We start from the raw sequence: 15,699 nt of genomic DNA, 5'->3' as shown, positions 1-15,699 counted from the left end.
ATGTACCCCGAATGGGTCAGGAAACTGCCGCAGATCAACACGCCGTTCCCGGGCGCCGTCGGCTGGCTGATGTCCAGCCCGCACGGACAACTCGTGCTCTGGGAGTTCCCCGAGGGCGCCGAGGTCCGGCCGCACCGGCACGGGCCGCAGCTCGGCTTCGTCCTCGGCGGACGCACCGTCATGACGATCGGCGGCCGGACCAGGGCCTGGCTGGCGGGTGAGACGTTCGCCATCGCCGACCAGGAAGAACACTCGGCGGTCGTGGACCCCGGCACCTACATCGTCGAGGTCTTCGAGGAACCCGACCGCCATCGGGCGGAGCAGTGAGCGGCGAACAACTCTTCGGAAGGTGATCGATCTTGGACTTGGGGTTGACCGATCGGGTCTACGTCGTCAGCGGCGGCACTCGTGGCCTGGGATTCGCCGTCGCGCGGGCGCTGACGGCCGAGGGGGCGCGGGTGGTGATCTCGGGGCGGAACGCCGGCTCCCTCGCCGCCGCGGTCAGGGAACTCGGCGAGCCGCGGGCGGCGGGCGTCGCGGCCGACAACGCGGACCCGGAGAGCCCGGAGCGGCTCGTCGGCGCGGCCATGGACCGCTGGGACCGCCTGGACGGGGCGCTGGTCAACGGGGGAGGGCCGCCTGTCGGCAGCGTGGCGGAGGTCTCCGACGACATCTGGCGGCGCTCGTTCGAATCGGTGTTCCTCGGAGCCGTACGGGCGGCGCGGGTGATCGCCGACAACCTCGCCGGGAACGGCTCGATGGCCTTCGTCCTGTCCACCTCGGCACACGCTCCGATACCGGGGCTCGACATCTCCAACGGGCTGCGGCCCGGCCTCGCCATGCTGATGAGGACCATGGCAACCGGGCTCGGCAGCCGCGGCATCAGGGTCAACGCGCTGCTCCCCGGCCGCATCCTCACCGAGCGCACCGGCTACGTGGACGCGGGAGTTCCGAAGACCGGCGTGATCCCGCTGGGGCGCTCGGGTGAGCCGGGCGAGTTCGCGCGGGTCGCGGCCTTCGTCCTGTCGCCTGCCGCGTCCTACCTGAGTGGCGCGATGATTCCCGTGGACGGAGGCGCGACCGCGTGACGACCACACCGTACGTCCTCGACATCCCCTTCAAGGGGGCACGCTCGGGAGCCTTTCCGCTCACCTGGGGGCAGCACTGGGTGTGGGAGTCCATCGTGGCGCGGGCCCCGTACTATTCCGACCTGAGCGGCAGCCACGTCGTCGCGGTGCCCGACGGGTGCGACCTCTCGGCGGTGGCCGACGCCCTCGCGGCGCTCCTCGACCGGTACGAGACCTTCAGGACGAAGTTCTCCCTGACTCCCGATGACGTGCCCCAGCAGGTGATCCTCGCCGAAGGGCACCTGCGGGCCGAGGTGCGGGACGCCGACGACGCGGAAGAGGCCGCCGCCACCGCCGTGCGGGACTTCAACGACCAGCCGTTCACCCTTCCGGAGCTGTCCCTGCGGGCAGCCGTGATCACCTCGGACGGCAACCCGGCGTTCGTCGTCCTGTGCACCTTCCACATGGCCATCGACTGCCACGGCATGGTGCCCGTCCTGGAGCACTTCGAGTCCCTGCTGCACGGTCGGCCGGACTGCCCCGGCGAGCTGACCCACCCGGCGGACCGCGCGCTGGAGGAACAGAGCGCCAAAGGGGTGGAACGTTCGGCGCGCGGCGTCCGGTACTGGAAGGAGGAACTCGCCAGGTTCCCCGACGACCCCCTTCCCTACGCCGGTCACCGGCCGGAGAGCCCGCGCTACCGGACGTACAGGATGCACTCCGAGGTCGTGCGCGCCGTGTCGCAGGGGCTCGCCGCGGAGTTGGGCGTGAGCACCGCGGCGGTCATCCTCGCGATGGCCGCCGTGCGGCTGGCGGGCAGGAGCGGAAGCAGGACCTGCGGCATCGTGCTGGCGGCGAACCACAGGTACGACCTCGAAGCCATGTGCTATCCGGGCACCCTGGTGCAGGGGGTTCCCGCCGCGCTTCCCGTCGCCGACGTGCCGCCGCACAAGCTCATCTCCCGGTGCTACCGGGCGGGCATGCTCGCGGCCCTGGTCGGGCACTGCCATCCCGGCGACCTGGCCGAGACGCTGCGCGAGTCCTACGACGCGCGGGCGGCCGGGGCCAAGCTTGCGTGCGTGGTGAACCTCGACGTGCCCGAGGGCCCGGACGCACAGGAGCCCGCGGGCCTCACCCGGGCCGAGGCGGAACGGCTTCTCACACGATCCCGGTACGAACGCGCCGGCGGCACACCCGTGCAGAACGAGCGGTTCTACCTCGCCGCGCACGGCAACGCGACGGATTTCCATCTCAGCCTGCGGGCCGACACCGCGGTGCTCACCTCCGCCGAGATCGTCGAATTCCTGCGGGATCTCGAACGCGCCCTCATCGACTGCCTGCCGGACGAAGGAGCATCGTGACGCGCCTTCGCGAGGCCGAACTGCTGATCGCCGGCGTCTGGGCCGACGTTCTCGGGCGGGATCGCATCGAGGTGCACGAGGACTTCTTCGCACTCGGCGGCCGCTCGCTCCAGGTGGCGAAGGTGATCGACCGGATCCGGCGGCTCACCGGGGTGGCGCTGGACGTGCGGGCGTTCTTCGAGACGCCGACGGTGGCCGGCCTCGCGCAACAGGTCGCGGCCGGACCCCACGAGGTTCCCGCCGGCCAGTTCGCCGGCGTCATCGAGTTGCGGCGCGGGCGGGCGTCCGGGCGGCCGATCTTCTGCATCCATCCGATCGGCGGCCTGGCCTGGTGCTACTCGGCGATCCTGCCGTACGTCGATCCCGGGCATCCCGTCCACGGCATCCAGGCCACCGAACGGAACGGCGGCCTCCGGCCGGTGCGGGAGCTCGCCGACCGTTATGCCGGGCTCGTCAGGTCCACGCATCCCGGGGGGCCGTACGTGATCGCGGGCTGGTCGCTGGGCGGCGTGCTCGCCTACGAGGTGGCCGGCCGGATCGAGGCCGCCGGGCAGCGGGTCGACCTGGTCGCGATCTTCGATGCCAGGCCGCACGACGCGCCGCCTTCCCCGGACGGGTACACCGGGCCCGCCGTGTGCATCTCCGCGTCCCGGACGATCGAGCGTCTCGGCTGCCCGGAGCTCGCGTGGAAGGCGTACCTGCCGGACGCCGGCCATCACACCGTCGAGGCGGAACACGACACGATGATGACCGAGGAGGTGATGCGGCAGGCGGGACCGATCCTGCGGGCGGCCCTGGCACGGCTCCCCGGCCCCTGACGAAGGGTGGGAAGGCTCAGCGGGAGAAACCTCGCCTCTGAGGCGTGGGCAGGCTCAGCGGGCGATCTCGACCTCCAGGCCCTTGTCCCGCAGCGCCGCGACGCATTCGGCGTCGGCCGACTCCCCGGTGATCAGCAGGTCGATCTCGCCGACCGCGCAGATCGGCGCCATCTCCACCACACCCAGCTTGGACGCGTCCGCGACCAGGATCTTCCTGGTCGCGGCCCGCAACATGCGCTGCTTCATCTCCGCGTCGGGCAGGCTCACGTTGGTCACCCCGCCGGCCGCGTCCACCCCGCCGCAGCCCAGGATGACGGTGTGGGCGCGGATGCCCTCCAGCAGCTTGCCGCCCAGCGGATCGACCAGCGAGTGCTGCTGGCGGCGCAGGCTGCCGCCGGTCACCACGACCGAGATCCGGGGGAGGGCCGGCTCCAGGTCCAGTGCCGTACGCAGCCCGTTGGTGAAGACCGTCACCTCGGTCAGGTCCGAGCGCGCCACCAGCTCCCTGGCCACGTAGCTGGTCGTCGTGCCCGCCCCCATCAGCACGCTCTCGCCCGAGCCGACCAGCCGCGCCGCGACCTTGGCGATCAGCGACTTCTCCACCGCCGCCGTGCCCAGCGACAGCTCGAACGACGGCTCGACGTGCGGGGCGGGCCCGGCGGACACGGCGCCGCCGCGTACCCGGCGTACCTTGCCCTGCTCCTCCAGCGCGTCCAGGTCCGCGCGGACCGTCACGCTGGACACCCCGAACGCCTCGGCCAGCTCCGCGACCCGCGCGAACTCCTGCTCGGTCAGCAGCGCCAGCATGCGCTCGCGCCGCACCTCGGTCGGCATCGACTCCATCATCGGCGGACCGCCGCGGGCAGCAGGTCGCCGTGCGCCTCGATCAGCTCGTCGCAGAGCGCCTCGATGGCGGGCAGCGGCAGCGTGGCCGCGGTGTTCGGGTCGAGCATCGCGGCCTGGTAGACGTGCGCGCGCTCGCCGTCGAGCACGGCGCGCACGGTCAGCTCGACCACGTTCAGGAACGTGCGGTTGAGCGCGGCGACCTGGACGGGCAGGTCGCCCACCGCCTTCGGGCGCACCCCCGCGGCGCCGACCCGGGCCGGCACCTCCACGCAGCTGCCTTCCGGCAGGTTGCCGATCAGGCCGTGGTTGGCCACGTTGACGTAGAGCTCCTTCTCCTCGCCGGTCAGCAGCGCCAGGATCATCGCGGCCGCGGGCTCCTGGTGCTGCCAGCGGATGAGCAGCGGGTGGCCGGCGGACAGCGCGCGGCGGGTCTCCTCATACAGGTGCAGGCTCTTGCCGACGCGGCGCAGGTACTCCTCGACGGGCACGCCGAGCCTGGCCGTCTCCTCCGGGTGCCGCATGATCCAGGGCACGTACTCGGCGGCGTGCTCGCTGGACTGGGTGGGGAAGTAGCCGAAGGTGCGGTAGAGCTCGGCGCGTACGTGCCGGCGCAGTTGCGGGTCGGCGGCGAGCACGGCGTCGAGCTCGGGGTAGAGGGAGCGCCCGCCGGCCTCGAAGCGCAGCACGAACGACTGGTGGTTGAGGCCGGCGCTGAGGAAGCTCACCTCGTCCTCGTCGCGCCCGACCAGGTCGGCGAGGTAGGCGTGGGTGTCGCACACCGAGTGGCACAGGCCCGCGAAGCGTTCGAAGCCGGTGGCCTCGTGCACCGCCCAGCCGGTCATCGCCATGGGGTCGCTGCAGCTCAGCAGCCACGCCTGCGGGCACACCTCGGCCATCTGGGCGGCCAGTTCCACCAGCACCGGGATCGTGCGCAGGCCGCGGAAGACGCCGCCGATGCCGATGGTGTCGCCGATGGTCTGGCGCAGGCCGTAGCGGTGGGGGATCTCGAAGTCGCGCAGCGTGGCCTCGAACCCGCCGACGTCGAGGTGGCTGACCACGTAGTCGGCGCCCTTGAGCGCCTGCCGCCGGTCGAAGACGCTGCCGATCTTCGCCTCCGCGCCCGCCTCGGCGTCCAGCGCGCGCACCAGCGTCTCGGCCGTGGCCAGCCTGCCGGGGTCGTCGTCGTGCAGCACGATCTCCAGCTCGCCGCGGAGTGCGGGGGCGAGCACGAGGGCGGAGACGGCGCGGCGCGTGAGCTCCACGTCACCGACCCCGATGAAGACGATCCGCGCCATCCCCGAAGTATCGCACGCCCCCGGCCGGCACCGGCACGCCCCGGAGCCGCGGCCGCGTGCATGCGGGAGCCGCGGTCCGGCACGCCCCGGGCCGGCGGACTTACCCGTTTGGAGACTTATACGCGCAGGAGTGGCGGCCAGGTGCGCGGGCCGACGAGCCCGTCCTCGTCCAGGCCCTCGGCGCGCTGGAACCCGCGTACCAGCTCGACCAGTCCGTCGTCACAGGCGGTGGATCTGAGCCAGCCCTCCAGCCCGTCCTGCACGCCGGAGTAGGCGGCGGCGGGTACGTGCCCCCGGGCGAACAGGCAGCCCCGCACGGTCTTGACGTCGTAGTTGTCGTCGCCCGGCCGGATCACCGGCAGTTCCTTCACGATCTCCTCCGTCCAGTTCGGGTCCGGCGCGGGCGTGCCGGCGATGAGGGCGGCGACGGCCGCCCTGAAGGCGTTCATGTCGATGGAGTGCGGGTCGGGCTTGCCCCGGTTGACCTCGCGGTGGGCCTTGACCCGCGAGGCGGGCAGCCCGAACTCGCGGCACAGCTGCGCGCACAACTTGCGGTAGGCGTCGAGTTGCGCCTCGGGCCAGGGCTGGAAGCCGTTGTTCTCGGCCTCGATGCCGAGCGAGCTGGAGTTGTCGTGCCATGGGCTCGTCGATGGCGCGTTGTGCCAGCAGCGCCCGGCCGCGATGACGTAGATGTGCCCCGACCTGCCGAGCCCGAACTGCGACAGCGGCCCGGACAGGCCGGGCCGGCCGTCGCGCACGACGGCCAGGGAGGGGTAGTCGCCGCCGGCGGCGGGGCCCGCGGTGTGATGGCAGACCAGGCCCTGCACCTCCGGCTGCGGCCCGTGCCCCCGGCTCTTCCATCCGGGCACCTCGGTCACCGGGTGGCCGGTACGGCGGGCGACGTCGGCGAGCTGGGTCAGATAGGGCATCGGGGACCTCCATCAGGCTTTTCGATGAGTCTCATACCCTTCCATTGACGATAAGTAGCGAAATATTTGCATAAAGTGATCACCGCATATCGGCTCTATAGATCATTAGCATGAGGTGGCCGCACATCGCCGGAAGATCCGGAGATCAGGGGCGGATCGCGCCCACGAGACGGCCGCGCCAGTAGCCGTCGAGCTCGACGATCTTGATGACGTCCCCGGTCTGCGGGGCGTGCACCATCCTGCCGTCGCCCGCGTACATGCCCATGTGCCCGAGACCTCTGCTGAACAGCAGGTCACCGGGCTGCGCCTGGTCCAGCGGAACGCGCCGGCCCGCTCCCCAGCTCCACTGCGTGTACGTGGTCCGCGGCAGTTGCACCCCGGCCGCCCGCCAGGCGGCCTGCGTCAGGCCCGAGCAGTCGAAGGAGCCCGGACCCGTGCCGCCGTACCGGTACGGCTTGCCCACCTGCGCGAACGCGAACTGCAGCGCCTCGCGGGCGTTGCCCGAGGCCGGCCCGCTGTACCTGACGCCGGTGCTGCGCGGATTCCCGCTGCGGTAGGCGCCCAGCCGGCGCAGCAGCTTCTCCTGCTGGGCGACGAGCCTGTCCACCTTCTCCTGCCGCCGGCGCGCGTCGTCACGCGCCTGCCCGGCCTCGGCCAGCGCGTCCTTGGCCTCCTCGCGCCGCTCGCGCAGCTCCTTGGTCGTGGCCTCGAAGAGCTTCAGCTTGGCCGCGCGGTCCCTGGCGATCTGGTCCAAGGCGGCCATGCCGTTGAGCATCGCCTCTGGGCTGCCCTGGACGACGATCCGCTGCCAGCCCAGCGAGGGCCCGAACTGGTAGTCGTGGACCGCCACCGCGACCAGTTCGCCGCGCAGCGCCTCGGCCTGCCCGCTCTTGCGCCTCAGCTCGGCGTCCAGCCCGTCGAACTTCTTCCTGGCCCTCTTGTGCTTCTCCGTGGCCTGGTTGTACCGCTCGACGAGCTGGTCGGCCTGCTCGTTCAGCTTCACCAGCTTGGCCCTGACCCGGGCGGGCGACGGGTCGGCCGAAGCGGTCCCGGGTGTGGCGGCCAGGGCGGTCACGGCCAGCGTGACAGCCGCCGCCGCCCGTCCGAGCTGCCCTGTGTCCACGCTCCGCCTCCTTCTGACCGCCTGCATGGACAGGTACGCAGACGGCCCCGGAGGTGTTCAGAGTCCTGCCCGCAGGGTCTCAGTGGGCCGGCGGCTCTGCGTGGATCTTCTTGGCCAGTTCGACGTCCGCGATCGAGCTCTCGACCAGCGCCCGCATCGCGGCCTCGGCCGCCCTGGGCCGCTGCCTGCGCACCGCCAGCAGCACCTCGGCGTGCTTGCCCGCCGAGTCGCTCTCCAGCCTGGTGTGCACGAACTGGTCACGCAGCCGCAGCCCGGCCTCGATCGCCGTGGCCATCCGCGCCATCAGCTCGTTGTGCGCCGCCCGCAGCAGGGCGTGGTGGAAGGACAGGTCGGCCTCCACATGGTCGCCCGCCGATCCGCCGCCGGCCGCCCGCATCGCGGCGAGCGCGTCCTCCAGCGCGGCCAGGTCCCGGTCGGTGCGCCGCAGCGCCGCCATCCGCGCCACCGCCGGCTCCACCGTCAGCCGCACCTCGCCCAGCTCGTCCAGGAACGTCTCGTCCACCCGCGCGGCGAAGCGCCAGCGCAGCACGTCGGCGTCGAGCAGCGCCCACTGCTCGCGCGGCGCGACGAACGTGCCGCGCCGCGGCCTGGCGCCGACCAGGCCCTTGGCGGCCAGCACGCGCAGCGCCTCGCGCACGGCGGTCCTGCTCACCCCGAACCGCTCCTGCAGCGCCGCCACGTCCAGGTCCGCGTCGGGGGCGAGGACGCCGTTGACGATGTCGGAGCCCAGGTTGCCGACCACCCGGCCGTGTGCGCCGCCGCCGTCCGCCATGCCGGAGTCATGAAATGTCCGCACCCTGCCACCGCTTCCCTAGATCACAAGGTCCCCCGAACAAAGCATACTGAAGCGGAAAGTAATAGTATTAATTTCACGCGGCAGGTCTCGCGCCCGCGCAGAACACTGAGGAGCCTCGCTTGAACCACCAGCTGATGAGCGGCGCGGCGACGATCAGGGAGACGCCCGCCGGCCGGTTCGGCACCCCGGAAGAGGTGGCCGCCGCCGTGACGTTCCTGGCCGCGCCCGAGGCGTCGTTCATCACCGGGGCCTGCCTCAACGTGGACGGCGGGTGGAGCGTCTCCACCACGTCATCCTGACCGCATCACCTTCAAGGCACTCCTCCTCACGGAAAGCGAACCCGCATGAAGATCGTGTCCATGGACACCTTTCTCGTCCCGCCGCGCTGGTTGTTCCTGCGCATCCGCACCGACGAGGGCATCGTCGGCTGGGGCGAGCCCGTGGTGGAGGGCAGGGCGGACACCGTCAGGACGGCCGTGGCCGAGCTGAGCGACTACCTGATCGGCGAGGACCCGCTGCGCATCGAGGATCACTGGCAGGTCCTGACCAAGGGCGGCTTCTACCGGGGCGGCCCGGTGCTCTCCAGCGCGGTCGCCGGGATCGACCAGGCGTTGTGGGACATCGCGGGCAAGGCCGCCGGGCTGCCGGTGCACGCCATGCTGGGCGGGCCGGTGCGCGAGAAGGTCCGCATGTACGCGTGGATCGGCGGCGACCGCCCCGCCGAGGTGGCCGAGGCGGCGGCGGCGCAGATCGAGGCCGGGTTCACCGCGGTCAAGATGAACGGCTCGGCCGAGCTGACCGCCATCGACACCCCCGCCCGCACCCGCGAGGTGGTGGACCGGGTGGCCGCCGTGCGGGAGGCGATCGGCGAGCACCACGACTTCTCCGTCGACTTCCACGGCCGCGTGTCCACCGCCATGGCGCGGCGGCTGCTGCCGCTGCTGGAGCCGTACATGCCGCTGTTCGTGGAGGAGGCGGTGCTGCCCGAGCACACGCCGAACCTGGCCGCCCTGGCCGCCGCCACCTCGATCCCGCTGGCGACGGGGGAGCGGCTGTTCTCGCGCTGGGACTTCCGCGACGTCATCGGCCAGGGCATCGCGGTGGCGCAGCCGGACGTGAGCCACGCCGGCGGCATCTCGGAGGTCCGCCGGATCGCCGCGCTGGCCGAGACCTACGACGTGTCCATGGCGCCGCACTGCCCGCTCGGCCCCATCTCGCTGGCCGCCAGCCTGCAGCTCGCCTTCGCCATCCCCAACTTCCTCATCCAGGAGCAGAGCGTCGGCATCCACTACAACCAGGGCAACGACGTGCTGGACTACCTCGCCGACCCCGGGCCGCTGACGTTCACCGGCGGCTACGCGCGGCGGACGACCCGGCCGGGGCTGGGCATCGAGATCGACGAGCGGGCCGTCGAGCGCGCCGCCGAGAAGGGCCACCGCTGGCGCGGCCCCATCTGGCGGCACGAGGACGGCTCCTTCGCCGAGTGGTGAGCTCTCAGGAGGGGGCGGGCCCCGTGCTGCCGCGCACCAGCAGCCGGGGCTGGTAACGCACGTTGTAGCCGCCGTCCTCGCCGTTCATCAGCGACCACAGCCGCTCCCACGCCCGCCGCCCCAGCTCGCCCTGCGGGATGGACACCGTGGTCAGCGGCGGTGTGGTGTAGCGGGCGAACGGGATGTCGTCGAAGCCGGTGACCGAGACCCGGCCCGGCACCGGCACGCCCAGCTCGCGCAGCCCGGTCAGCACGCCGGAGGCCACCATGTCGTTGAAGCCCACCACGGCGCCGGCGCCGCACTCCACCACCGCCCCCGCGGCGGCGTGCCCGTGCTCGAACATCGACCCGCCGGGCAGCACGGTCAGGTCCAGATCGGGGATGGCGCGCAGCGCGGCCAGCCGTTCGGCGTTGCCCGCGCTGCCCGGCGGCCCCGCGAGGTAGGCCAGATGGCGGTGGCCGAGCCCGGTCAGATGGGTGACGACCTGCGCGATGCCGGCGGCGTTGTCGATCGACAACGACGGCGCGTCCAGCCCGGGGACCTCCCGGTAGACCAGCACGAGCGGCGCGAGCCTGTCGCCGAGCGCGCGCAGCCGCTCGTCAGTAGCGCGGGGCGAGGCCAGCACGAGCCCGTCGGCGTTGCGGCGCGCCTCCAGAGCCAGGATCACCTCCTCCTCGGGGTCCTCGTCGGACTCGGCCACCAGGAGCTGGCGGCCCGCCTGTCCGGCGGCCCGGCTCAGCCCCCGCAGCACGCTCTGGAACAGCGGGTTGGACAGGTCGGGGACGACCAGCGCGACGGTGCCGGTGAGGCCGAGCGCGAGCCTGCGGGCGGCGGCGCTCGGCTCGTAGTCCAGCTCCAGCGCGGCGGCGCGTACACGGGCGGCCAGTTCGGGGTTGACGCTGGTGGAGCCGTTCATGACCCGTGAGACGGTCGCCCGCGACACCCCGGCGGCCTCGGCGACCCGGCTGATCGTGGCCTGACCGGCCGGCCTGGGCCCCCGCCGCCCCGTTAACGGCGCCTGCTCGCCCCGCTCCGCGGCGCTCATGGGCCACTCCTCCCGCTTGGAGATACCGGTTTCTCACCTGCGGTCACAACCGTTTGCCGCCAGCTGGCGCTCCGATGTTTACCCAGGTCATTCGTTTGCTAACCCACCGTTGACACTCGATGTGCGCGATGTTAGAAACTGGTTACTCACCGGCCGTTCGCGGCTTGTGCCCCTGATCGTCCCGGTCGTGTGCGGCTCAGCGCGACCGCGAAGGGTGATGGATGAGCAAACGTTTGGATCCCCCCGACACCATCGTCCCCCCGCCTCCAGCATCTCCCGCCGCCGAGCAGCGCCGCCCCGCCAGGACCGGCGGCCCGCCCCAGGACCGGATCGGCTACCTGTTCCTGACGCCGTGGTTCATCGGCATGGCCGTCTTCACCGTCGGGCCGATCCTGGCCTCGCTCTACCTGTCCTTCACCGAGTACACCCTGCTCAAGCCGCCGCAGTGGCTGGGCCTGGACAACTACCGCGAGATGCTCGCCGACCCGCGGCTGCACAAGTCGCTGCTGGTCACCTTCGTCTACGTGTTCGTGTCGGTGCCCGTCCAGCTCGTCCTGGCCCTGGCGCTGGCCCTGCTGCTCAACCGCGGCGTACGCGGGCTCAGCTTCTACCGCTCCGTCTACTACCTGCCCTCGCTGCTGGCCGGCAGCGTCTCCATCGCCATCCTGTGGCGCACTGCGCACAAATGAGTAACGTGTCCTCGTGCGTATCCTCCCAAGTCAGGACTTGATCCCTGCCGTCGGCTACATCCGCGTCAGCATGATGCAGGAAGAGAAGATCTCCCCCGACATCCAGCAGACCGCGATCAAAGAGTTAGCCCGCCGCCGTGGCTACCGGATCATCGAGTGGGTCGAGGATCTGGACGTCTCCGGCAGAACCTTCCAGCGGAAGATCATGAAGGTGATCGCTGATGTCGAAGAAGCTAAGGCTAAGGCGATCCTCGTCTGGAAGTACAGCCGCTTCGGACGCAACCGGACTGGCAACCAGCTGAACCTCGCCCGTGTCGAGAAGGCCGGCGGTGAACTGGTCAGTGCAACCGAAGAGGTCGACGCCCGTACAGCGGTTGGCAGGCTCACTCGCGGCATGCTGTTCGAGCTGGCAGCGTTCGAATCCGACCGGGCCGGTGAGCAGTGGGCCGAGGCATTCCAGAACCGCCTTGCCCGGGGACTTCCTCCGATGGGCCGCAACCACTTCGGGTACATCAGGCGCGGCCGGGTTCCTCATCCGCTCCAGCACGACAGGACCATCGCTGCGCCCGAGGATGGTCCCGAGCGCTACGAGCCCGATCACGCGAGCGGTATGGCTGGCATCATCGCGGACTGCTACCACAAGTGGAACACCCACCGGAACTTCACTCGTGTCGCCGAGTGGGCGAACGCGCGCGGCGCGCGGACGACGACGGGCCTCCCGTTCAAGCCGAACGAGATGAGGCGAGTCATGGACAAGGGTTTTGCAGCCGGTCTGATCTGTATCCACAACCGTGAGTGTCGGTGCGGCAAGCCGCAGAACTGCGCAAACAAAACGTATTTTCCTGGCGCTCACGAGGCCGTGATCAGCATGGAGACGTGGGAGACCTACAGGAAGAACCGGAAGATAGCCGCGGCGCTGCCACCGCGTGCCAGAAATGCTGTCTACCCGCTTTCGAAACTGCTGAGGTGCGGCCACTGCACCGGCCCCATGTACCCGTCGCACTACGGCAAGAACGCGCGCCGAGCATGGGAGTGCGGATCGATGCGACGCAAGAAGCTCTACAACGTCACACCGTGCGGTACCCGACATGTGCAGATGCGTTTCGTCGACGAGGCGGTGCAACAGGTGCTCGTCGAGTGGCTGCCAGACATTGAGGCTGCTGCCGCGATAGCCGATCTTGAGGTCCCGGCGATCGAGGAATCCCAGTCGGAGGTGCTGCGCCTTGAGCTGGAGCGGATCGACAAGGCACTTCAACGGCAGACCGAACTGCTCATCAACGACGTGATCCCGCAATCGTCCTACGAACCGGTGCGTGACAAGCTGCTCAGCAAACGCCAAGAGATCTTGGACCGGCTCGCTGAGTTCGAGGACCCGTCAAAGCCGAGCGACCCGGTGGACTACGTGCCCGTCATCGAAGGACTCATCCAAGAGTGGGACAGTCTGCCGGCGGCTCAGCTGCGAAACATCCTGGCGGAAGTGATCGACCACGTGGACGTGTACCGGCAGGACCGTACGAAGGCATGGATCGTCGTTCACTCGGCGTGGGGGGAGACGAGGCAGCTGGAACTACCCAGCCGATACCGGACGTAGCCGAAACCGAGGAATGTGGGATGATCTGGCGATCTTCGCCTGAAGGAGAGCTATCGGCTCAATAAGAAAACGGCCCGCAGTGCGGGCCGCTCTTGAAGTAACCACTTCGCGCGATTGCATCCCTGCTCTGTGCTTTGGCCGGCTGTGAGTGGGATGCCTCGCGGTGCCCCCGTGGGGGCCTCTTGCTTGGAGTAGACGATAACACGCCTGTCGTCGGTTTGCGAAAAAACCGAAGTTGGGGCGCGTCGGCGCACGTCGGCGCATACCCCCATCACACCCATCCCCATGGATGGGCAGAAACTTGCACCCACCCGCGCCGTGTGGCTCGACGCGGTGGATTACCTCGCCCGCGCCCACTGCAACAGCCAACGGCACCGCAACCTCATGCGCCTGGCGTGGCAGCTCGCCACCCGCACGGACGCCACCATGATGACCGCGCCCAAGCGCGGCGCGACCTGGGACGTGCTCGCCGAAGAAGTCGGCGTGTCCCGCCGCACCATCGCCTACCTCCTCGCGTGGCTGCGCGACCAGCAGCTGCTCATCACCATCGCCACCGGCTCCACCCCGAGCACCAGGCCCGGCAGCCTGTGGGGCCGTAAAGATGACGGCTTAGGCAACCTCGCCGCCGAGTACGCCCTCACCATCCCGGCCGAGCTGCTGGCCGACGACATCGACGAGCTCGAGGTGGCCGAACTCGAAGAAGCGGAAGAGATCCCCTGGCCATGCGAAACCCTCGCTGAGCGTCCTACGTTTTCCCACGTCAGCGGGCATGTGGATCATGTTTGCACCCCCGCTGTTCAGGGTTTCTCTTTGGGAGGATCTCTCCCATACGCGGGCGCACGCGTCCACTCTGAAACCACGGGCCCGACCGCCTCGTGGCCACGCCACGCAACGCCTGGCAGCAAGAGAGAGCAGATCGCGGCGTGCGAACGGCTGCGCCAGGACAACCGGCTGACGCTCGGCGTCCTGTCGGCGAAGGACCTGCGGTCGCTGCTGCGTCCCCTGTTCGTTGCTGGGTTCACCGTCGCCGACGTGGAGCACGCGCTGAACCGGATGCCGGACGGGCAGCACTGGGGCAACCTCGACCCCGGCCGCCTGGCGGGCACGGTTGAGCGGAAGCGGGGCCTGCGAGCCCGTATCCGTCACCGGGTGAGCCTGTGGGTCGACGCTGACGGCACGCTGCTGGTCCGGTCCGCGTCGCAGCAGGCCCAGGACGCCGAGGATGCGATGTGGCGGGCCCAAGCTCGTCGCCTCGTCGCCGCTTGGGGTGTCCACGACCCCGGCCCCGAGGCGGTCGGCGAGGCTGCGCCCGTGGTTGAGTTGACCGAGCGGCGCACCCCGCCTGCGGAGTACCTGGCCGCCCGGGTGGCGCTGCACGCGCGACTCAAGGAGGGCGCGTGACGGGCATCCCACCGCCGCAGGTGCCCGCGCATCTGCTGGACCTGGCCGGCCGCTTCTTCGCTGCCGGGTGGACCCATGCGGACGTGCTGCACGCGCTCAACAACTCGCCGGACGGTGCCCAGATGGTGTGGGGCGACCCGATGCGGTGGGAGGTGGCCAAGGCACGGCTGCAGCTCTGGATGGACGAGTCGATGCGGCCGATCCTGTCGCGGTCGCAGCAACTCGCCCGCGCCAACTCGGCGAGGATGCGGGCTCAGACGCTGGCGCGCGCGGCGCGGGCCGAGGCCCTGCAACGGACGGCGCCGGATCCTATGGCCGCTGCCGCGCGCGCGAGGAAGATCGTAGCGGAGGTCCTTCCTGCCGCTGCGGAGCCTCTGGCCAAGCGCGCACCGAAGCGGGGGACGCGTGAGGATAGGGAGCGGTGGCGCCGGTTGGATGAGGCTGCGGCTGTCGCGTTGGCGGCGGGCGTGGTGGGGGAGGAGTGGGAGCCCGATCCTGAGCCGGTGGTGGATGCGAGCGAGGAAGCTCGGCTCCGGGCGGTGCGTCGCGCAAGGTGGGAGCGTGCAGCGCGGCGATCAGGGTCGGATTCGCCCGATGTTGGCTTGTAAGCGTGCTGGCGCGAGCGCTTCAGCTTGCGTCTAAGTGGGGCCAGAATCGCGCGTGAGCGCTTCTGATTGTGTGTCGCATGTTGGTGGGGCTCGTGGCGCTTCCTGGGGGCTTAGGGGCCCTCTCGGACGTGCGTTCGCCCATGTCAAGAGGTCGTTTTGCAAACGAAACGAACTTGTGCCAAGATGATCTCAGCAAAACACAACTTGACCTGCAGAAACGCGGCGAAACGCCGGATGGCGGCACCCCGCCACCACCACACCGCAACAACCCGCACCTGCACCGGAACCAACACGCAAGCAGAAAGGAACGCATGGCCATCACCACACCCCCCGCAACGGCGATAGAGCCTCCTACCAACGTCACGCTCGCTGAAAGCATCCTTGCCGCACTGCGCCTGGCCACCACACTTCAAGCCGACACCGTCGCCGAAGCGCTCACCGAAGCGTTCCTCGTTCTGCTGCACGAGTGCGGATGGCCGCGCGGCATGGCCCGCGACGCCATCAACCACGCCATGGTCAACAACACCACGATCAAGGCCGCGCTGTACGCCAACCAGACCGGCTAACCCCACAACGCCCTCCGGCCCGGCGGCCACCCACCGCCGAGCCCGCTCCAACC

General features: G+C 70.3%; 16 protein-coding genes and 1 pseudogene. 11 read left to right on the top strand and 6 right to left on the bottom strand.

The window, feature by feature from the left end; translation table 11 throughout:
* Genes AB0I81_RS30440 through AB0I81_RS30425 form a run of 4 tightly spaced genes read left to right on the top strand, consistent with a single transcriptional unit; the run spans position 1 to position 3,246 of the window.
* Entirely contained in the window at positions 1-327 is a 327-nt protein-coding gene (locus tag AB0I81_RS30440) for a hypothetical protein (protein WP_360663361.1), read from the top strand.
* Between the two features lie 32 nt (positions 328-359).
* Positions 360-1,088: an SDR family oxidoreductase gene (locus AB0I81_RS30435; protein ID WP_360663359.1), complete on the top strand. Its 729-nt coding sequence runs from the start codon at positions 360-362 to the stop codon at positions 1,086-1,088.
* Positions 1,085-2,428, top strand: a complete 1,344-nt coding sequence (locus AB0I81_RS30430; protein ID WP_360663357.1) for a condensation domain-containing protein — start codon at positions 1,085-1,087, stop codon at positions 2,426-2,428. Before AB0I81_RS30435 ends, AB0I81_RS30430 begins: the two co-directional genes overlap by 4 nt.
* A complete protein-coding gene (locus AB0I81_RS30425; protein ID WP_360663355.1) occupies positions 2,425-3,246 on the top strand; it encodes a thioesterase domain-containing protein in 822 nt (273 codons plus the stop codon). The genes AB0I81_RS30430 and AB0I81_RS30425 overlap by 4 nt, the downstream gene beginning before the upstream one ends.
* Before the next feature lie 54 nt (positions 3,247-3,300).
* Here the strand turns inward: AB0I81_RS30425 and AB0I81_RS30420 are convergent, their stop codons facing one another.
* The 5 genes from AB0I81_RS30420 to AB0I81_RS30400 form a co-directional block, all read right to left on the bottom strand.
* Entirely contained in the window at positions 3,301-4,080 is a 780-nt protein-coding gene (locus AB0I81_RS30420; RefSeq protein ID WP_360663353.1) for a DeoR/GlpR family DNA-binding transcription regulator, read from the bottom strand.
* Between the two features lie 8 nt (positions 4,081-4,088).
* Positions 4,089-5,387 carry an alpha-glucosidase/alpha-galactosidase gene (locus AB0I81_RS30415; RefSeq protein ID WP_360663351.1) on the bottom strand — a complete coding sequence of 433 codons (1,299 nt, stop codon included), beginning with the start codon at positions 5,385-5,387 and terminating at the stop codon, positions 4,089-4,091.
* 116 nt (positions 5,388-5,503) lie between these two features.
* Positions 5,504-6,316, bottom strand: coding sequence for an N-acetylmuramoyl-L-alanine amidase (locus AB0I81_RS30410; RefSeq protein WP_360663350.1), 813 nt, complete (start codon positions 6,314-6,316; stop codon positions 5,504-5,506).
* Positions 6,317-6,461: 145 nt separating this feature from the next.
* The gene (locus tag AB0I81_RS30405) at positions 6,462-7,439 is read right to left on the bottom strand and encodes an NlpC/P60 family protein (RefSeq protein WP_360663348.1); all 978 of its coding nucleotides are present in this window, start codon (positions 7,437-7,439) and stop codon (positions 6,462-6,464) included.
* A 79-nt stretch (positions 7,440-7,518) separates the two neighbouring features.
* Positions 7,519-8,256, bottom strand: coding sequence for an FCD domain-containing protein (locus tag AB0I81_RS30400; RefSeq protein ID WP_360663346.1), 738 nt, complete (start codon positions 8,254-8,256; stop codon positions 7,519-7,521).
* A 119-nt stretch (positions 8,257-8,375) separates the two neighbouring features.
* On the opposite strand from AB0I81_RS30400, the gene AB0I81_RS30395 reads away from it, so the two are divergent.
* The gene (locus tag AB0I81_RS30395; protein ID WP_360663344.1) at positions 8,376-8,555 is read left to right on the top strand and encodes an SDR family oxidoreductase; all 180 of its coding nucleotides are present in this window, start codon (positions 8,376-8,378) and stop codon (positions 8,553-8,555) included.
* Positions 8,556-8,600: 45 nt separating this feature from the next.
* Positions 8,601-9,746: a galactonate dehydratase gene (gene dgoD / locus AB0I81_RS30390; protein ID WP_360663342.1), complete on the top strand. Its 1,146-nt coding sequence runs from the start codon at positions 8,601-8,603 to the stop codon at positions 9,744-9,746.
* A 4-nt stretch (positions 9,747-9,750) separates the two neighbouring features.
* On the opposite strand, the gene AB0I81_RS30385 is transcribed toward dgoD, so the two are convergent.
* Entirely contained in the window at positions 9,751-10,791 is a 1,041-nt protein-coding gene (locus AB0I81_RS30385) for a LacI family DNA-binding transcriptional regulator (RefSeq protein ID WP_360663340.1), read from the bottom strand.
* Between the two features lie 365 nt (positions 10,792-11,156).
* Here AB0I81_RS30385 and AB0I81_RS30380 point away from each other — a divergent pair.
* The 5 genes and pseudogenes from AB0I81_RS30380 to AB0I81_RS30360 form a co-directional block, all read left to right on the top strand.
* A pseudogene (locus tag AB0I81_RS30380) lies at positions 11,157-11,465 on the top strand (ABC transporter permease); the annotation flags it as partial.
* A gap of 28 nt (positions 11,466-11,493) precedes the next feature.
* Complete coding sequence (locus AB0I81_RS30375) at positions 11,494-13,071, top strand: recombinase family protein (RefSeq protein WP_360663338.1); 1,578 nt, start codon at positions 11,494-11,496, stop codon at positions 13,069-13,071.
* A gap of 285 nt (positions 13,072-13,356) precedes the next feature.
* Entirely contained in the window at positions 13,357-14,472 is a 1,116-nt protein-coding gene (locus AB0I81_RS30370; RefSeq protein WP_360663336.1) for a hypothetical protein, read from the top strand.
* Positions 14,469-15,080: a hypothetical protein gene (locus tag AB0I81_RS30365; RefSeq protein ID WP_360663334.1), complete on the top strand. Its 612-nt coding sequence runs from the start codon at positions 14,469-14,471 to the stop codon at positions 15,078-15,080. The genes AB0I81_RS30370 and AB0I81_RS30365 overlap by 4 nt, the downstream gene beginning before the upstream one ends.
* Positions 15,081-15,157: 77 nt before the next feature.
* On the top strand, positions 15,158-15,646 hold the full coding sequence (locus tag AB0I81_RS30360) for a hypothetical protein (protein WP_360663332.1): 489 nt from the start codon (positions 15,158-15,160) through the stop codon (positions 15,644-15,646).
* The last annotated feature ends 53 nt before the right edge of the window (positions 15,647-15,699 follow it).

The sequence above is a fragment of the Nonomuraea sp. NPDC050404 genome, assembly GCF_040655495.1.
Classification (GTDB): domain Bacteria; phylum Actinomycetota; class Actinomycetes; order Streptosporangiales; family Streptosporangiaceae; genus Nonomuraea.
The sequence above is the reverse complement of the archived record's forward strand: the minus strand, read 5'-3'. Positions and strand labels throughout refer to the sequence as shown.

Excerpts from the sequence above, each read along its gene's own strand:
- AB0I81_RS30385 (WP_360663340.1), bottom strand. The coding sequence starts at position 10,791 with ATGAGCGCCGCGGAGCGGGGCGAGCAGGCGCCGTTAACGGGGCGGCGG.
- dgoD (WP_360663342.1), top strand. The coding sequence starts at position 8,601 with ATGAAGATCGTGTCCATGGACACCTTTCTCGTCCCGCCGCGCTGGTTG.
- AB0I81_RS30415 (WP_360663351.1), bottom strand. The coding sequence starts at position 5,387 with ATGGCGCGGATCGTCTTCATCGGGGTCGGTGACGTGGAGCTCACGCGC.
- AB0I81_RS30370 (WP_360663336.1), top strand. The coding sequence starts at position 13,357 with ATGGATGGGCAGAAACTTGCACCCACCCGCGCCGTGTGGCTCGACGCG.
- AB0I81_RS30360 (WP_360663332.1), top strand. The coding sequence starts at position 15,158 with ATGTTGGTGGGGCTCGTGGCGCTTCCTGGGGGCTTAGGGGCCCTCTCG.
- AB0I81_RS30440 (WP_360663361.1), top strand. The coding sequence starts at position 1 with ATGTACCCCGAATGGGTCAGGAAACTGCCGCAGATCAACACGCCGTTC.
- AB0I81_RS30410 (WP_360663350.1), bottom strand. The coding sequence starts at position 6,316 with ATGCCCTATCTGACCCAGCTCGCCGACGTCGCCCGCCGTACCGGCCAC.
- AB0I81_RS30420 (WP_360663353.1), bottom strand. The coding sequence starts at position 4,080 with ATGCCGACCGAGGTGCGGCGCGAGCGCATGCTGGCGCTGCTGACCGAG.